The organism is Actinomycetes bacterium (assembly GCA_036510875.1).
GTDB lineage: Bacteria > Actinomycetota > Actinomycetes > Prado026 > Prado026 > DATCDE01.
The window spans coordinates 1-3,448 of the sequence record DATCDE010000179.1 but is presented as its reverse complement, the minus strand read 5'-3'; the positions used below and the strand labels follow the sequence as shown (position 1 = coordinate 3,448).

At 73.2% G+C, this 3,448-nt stretch carries 4 protein-coding genes; 1 reads left to right on the top strand and 3 read right to left on the bottom strand.

Features of this window, described 5'->3' with window-relative positions; all coding sequences use genetic code 11:
• Positions 1–265: hypothetical protein (locus VIM19_10495; protein ID HEY5185312.1), on the top strand; the 265-nt coding region annotated here is incomplete at its 5' end.
• A gap of 37 nt (positions 266–302) precedes the next feature.
• Here the strand turns inward: VIM19_10495 and VIM19_10490 are convergent.
• The 3 genes from VIM19_10490 to hemG form a co-directional block, all read right to left on the bottom strand.
• The gene (locus VIM19_10490; protein HEY5185311.1) at positions 303–1,262 is read right to left on the bottom strand and encodes a hypothetical protein; all 960 of its coding nucleotides are present in this window, start codon (positions 1,260–1,262) and stop codon (positions 303–305) included.
• 134 nt (positions 1,263–1,396) lie between these two features.
• Positions 1,397–2,587 (bottom strand): TIGR04053 family radical SAM/SPASM domain-containing protein, encoded by a 1,191-nt coding sequence (locus VIM19_10485; GenBank protein ID HEY5185310.1) that lies wholly within the window; start codon positions 2,585–2,587, stop codon positions 1,397–1,399.
• On the bottom strand, positions 2,584–3,448 hold an 865-nt coding region (hemG, locus tag VIM19_10480), incomplete at its 5' end, for a protoporphyrinogen oxidase (GenBank protein ID HEY5185309.1). The genes hemG and VIM19_10485, both read right to left, overlap by 4 nt.

Here is a 3,448-nt window from a genome sequence, read left to right as displayed (position 1 = left end):
GGCCGCCGTCGTCGGCCTGGACGTCTACCGGCGGGCGATCGAGGGCCCGGCGGCTCCGGTGTCGTCGACCGACCTCGAGCGCTGGACGGTGGCCCAGGTGGCAGCCCGCACCGGCACCGGCCCCGTTCCGGGCTGGCTGCGCCCGGTGGTGCTCGTCGCCGCGGGGGTCGTCGTGGTGATGGCCCTGGGCAGCGTCGTCCAGGTGGTCCGGATCGGGCACAGCGGCGCCCAGGCCACTTGGACCGGGCGTGTCCCGACCCCCTGACAGGTCGGGACGCGCCCGGTCCGAGGCGGCGTTTGCGTCAGGCGGTCTTCAGCTCGCCGCGGCGGGCGAACAGCGCCGCCCCGCCGAGCAGGAAGATCACCACGCCGCCGCCGATCATCGTCCAGATGATGGGCACGAACTTCACCGACTTGAGCGTGTTGTAGTTGTCCAGGTTGGTCTCGAATTTCGTGACCATCGAGTCGAACCGTTGCATGGTGGTGGAGAACCCCGCGAGCGCGGTCGCGGTGGCCGGGAAGTTCTGCCCGAGGAACGCGTTGAGCTGATCGGGGGTCATCTTCAGCTGGGTGGCCAGGGCGGGCAGCATCTTGGTCTGCATCTCCGTGCCCATGGCGCTGAGCGTGGACAGGGTCTGCTTGGACTGGTCGACGAGGGTCTGCGTGTAGACCGGCTGCAGGTTCTTGTTCAGCTGGTCGGCGTCCGCCGCCTTCTGCGGCAGTGACATGACCAGCGGCAACACCACCAGCGCGGCGCCCAGGACCAGGGCCACGATCGCCCCGGCGCGGGGGGTGACCCAGATCAGGATGCCCGCGATGATCGACAAGATGCCGGCTCCGAGCAGCGCCCACGGCACCGTGGTGGCCGGCAGGTTCTTGGTTGGGATCGCGTCAGCGGACGCGAACAGTGCCTGGTTCGCCTCGAGGGTGTCCATCAGCCCGTTGAACGCCGGGACGGCCTGCGGGATCGTCTGCAGGCCGGCGGCCACGGCCGGGAACTGCTGGTTGATCATGGCCGAGAACTGGTCCGTCGTCATCCCCAGCTGCGCCGACACGGCAGGGATCATCTTGTTCTGCACCTCGGTGCCCACCGCGGACAGGCCGGTCAGGTCCTGCCGGGCCGTGTCGATGGACGACTGCGCCAGCATCGGCCGGAAGTCGTTCATCATGCTGTCGAAGGCCGGGCCGACCTTGAACAGGTTGTTGGCGAAGGTGACGACGATGAACGCCACCCCCACGAGCATGACCAGGATCGCGGACACCTTCCGGACCGTGCCGGGTCCCTGTTTGGCGCTCGTTCGATGGCTGGGGGCGGGTGCTGTCGTCGCACTCATGGCGCGCTTCCTTCGTCGGTGGCTGGGTCTTCAGGCACCCTCGCAGCCCATGCGCCGGGATTTCAGGGGCGAAGGGCCTCCACCGCGGGGTCGAAAGCACACGCCGGGTCCTCGCCGAGTGGGTCCCCGCCGGCCGCGAACGCCCGCGCCCGCGACCCGCCGCACAGGTCGGCGTAGGGGCACGACCCGCAGCGGCCGCTGAACTCGGCCGCCCGGATCTGGCGCAGCAGCGGGTCGTCGCGGTAGATCTCGCGCAGCGGGCGCTCCCGCAGGTTGCCCAGGCCGAGCGGGAGGAACCCGGCCGGGTACACCTCGCCGTCGTGGGCGACGAACAAGATGCCCTTGCCGTCCCGGGTGGCCGCGGTGTGCGCGCTGGGCCGGCGCTGCGCCGGGCCGAGCAGCGTGGTCAGCCGCTGCGCGAGGCCCGCGTAGACCGCGGACTGCGGCGGCTGGCCGCCGGCCCGTCGCTCGGTCACCACCCGCCGGAAGAACGGCGCCTCGACCGTGCGCACGATGAAGCCGTACTGCGACGCGTCGTACAGGAAGTGGCAGACGTCCTCGTGCTCTTCGGCCGTGATCGCGCCCGAGGCGACCCCGCGGCCCACGTGCACCAGGAAGAACACCTCCCAGATGTGCGCGCCGGTGTCCTGGACCAGGGCCGCCACGTCGGCCAGCTCATGCAGGTTCTCCCGCATCACCGTGGTGTTCACCTGCACGGTGAGCCCGGCGTCGACCAGCGCCCGGATCGCGGCGACGGTGTCCTCGAAGTGGTGCTCGATCGCCCGTACGCCCTCGTGGGTGGCCGAGCTGGCGCCGTCCAGGCTGATCGAGACGGCCTTGACGCCGCTGGTCGCGATCCGCTGCACCATCGCCGGGGTGAGCACCGGGGTGACGGACGGCGACAGCGCGGTGGGCACCCCCAGGGACGTCGCGTATTCGACCAGCTCGAACAGGTCCTCGCGCAGCAGGCAGTCCCCGCCGGTGAGGACCAGGATCGGGTAGGGGCGGCCGAAGCCGGCCACCTGGTCGACCAGCGCGCGGCCCTCGGCGGAGCTGAGCTGGCCGGGCAGCGGCTGGGTCTGCGCGGAGGCCCGGCAGTGCCGGCAGGCCACCGCGCAGGCCCGGGTGGTCTCCCAGAACACGAGCATCGGGCGCTGGTCGTAGTCGACCCGTCCGCCGGCTGGGCGCCCCACGGGGTGCCCAGCCGGTCGGTCCCGGTCCGGCTCCTGCTCCTGCACGGTCGTGGCGGTCATGCGGGTCCTCCCGAGAGCGGTGCGGCCCCGGTGAGCCGCGGGACGAGGTCGTGCACGGTGCGTTCGGCCTGGCGGACGCACGAGGCCAGCCCGACCCCGCGGTAGCCGGCCCCGGTGACCCGCAGCCCGGGGTGCGCGGCGAGGGCCCGGTCGATGCGGTCCAGCCGAGCCTGGTGGCCGACGGTGTACTGGGGCATGGCGCGCGGCCAGCGCTGCACGTGCCCCTCCTTGGGCGGCGCCGCGAGTCCCATGGTGCGGACCAGCTCGCGGTGCACGGCGCCGACCAGCTCGTCGTCGTCCATCCCCGCGAACCGCCGGTCGCCGTACCGGCCGACCATGCCGCGGATCAGCACCGTCGCGGGGTCGGCCAGCTGCGGCCACTTCGCGGGCAGCCAGCTGCAGCCGACGAGCAGCAGCCCCTCGACCGGCGGCACCAGGAATCCGGTGCCGTCGAGCTCGCGGGTCAGCGCCTCCCGGGGGTAGACCAGGGTGAGGCTCGCGACGTCGGCGTAGGGCACCTCGGCGGCCGCTGCGGCCGCGTCGGGGGCGATCTCGCCGAGCAGCTGCGCGGTGACGTACGCGGGGGTGGCGAGCACCACCAGGTCCGCCTCGAGCTCGGCCCCCTCGGCGAGCCCGAGGCGGAACCGGTCGCCCACGGCGTGCAGCGCCTCGACCGGCGTGCCGAGCCGGACGTCGACGTCGTCGAGGGCCCCGGCCAGGGCGTCGACCAGCCGGGACAGCCCGCCGTCCAGCGACACCAGCGCCGGGCCGGGCGCCGGTGGGCCGGCCTTGGCGCGCCGCCGCGCGGCCAGCGACACGCTGCGGCTGCCGCGCACCAGCGCGTCGACCTCGGGCACCGCG